Below are 550 nucleotides of genomic sequence, written 5' to 3'. Positions count from 1 at the left end.
CGCGCGCCGGGAGGCTCTTGGGGAGTTCTACGCTGTGACCATGGCCGGGACGCGGTGGCTCGACGCCGACGAGCAACGAGCATGGCGGGTTTTCGTCGCGGCGACCGAGCTGCTTGCGGATGCCCTCGACCGGCAGCTCCAGAGCGAGGCTGGCATGACCCATGCCGCCTACGTGGTACTCGTGATCCTTTCTGAGGCGCCCGACCGGGCCATGCGGATGAGCGAGCTGGCCCGCGCGACCAACTCGTCCCAAAGTCGCCTGTCCCACGTCGTGGCGCGCCATGAGGAGCGGGGCTGGGTCCGCCGGGAAAGGTGCCCGACCGACCGACGTGGCCAGATTGCCGTGCTCACGGACGCCGGCTTCGACGTCCTCGCCGCGGCGGCCCCGGGGCATGTCGACACCGTACGGCGGCTTGTCTTCGACGGGCTCAGCCCGACCCAGGTTGAGCAACTCGGTGCCATCAGCGAGGCACTCCTGGCTGTGCTCGACCCCGACGGGAGGCTCTCCGCGGTCCTGGGTGGCCGGGCCGCCCCGTTGGTGTGAGCACGG

1 protein-coding gene is annotated in these 550 nt (G+C 70.7%); it reads left to right on the top strand.

Annotated elements, in window-relative coordinates; all coding sequences use genetic code 11:
- Nucleotides 1–40: 40 nt before the first annotated feature.
- Nucleotides 41–544: a MarR family winged helix-turn-helix transcriptional regulator gene (locus U9980_RS28330; RefSeq protein WP_322750665.1), complete on the top strand. Its 504-nt coding sequence runs from the start codon at nucleotides 41–43 to the stop codon at nucleotides 542–544.
- The last annotated feature ends 6 nt before the right edge of the window (nucleotides 545–550 follow it).

Source organism: Protofrankia sp. Cr1, from assembly GCF_963555865.1.
GTDB lineage: Bacteria > Actinomycetota > Actinomycetes > Frankiales > Frankiaceae > Protofrankia.
The sequence above is the reverse complement of the archived record's forward strand: the minus strand, read 5'-3'. Positions and strand labels throughout refer to the sequence as shown.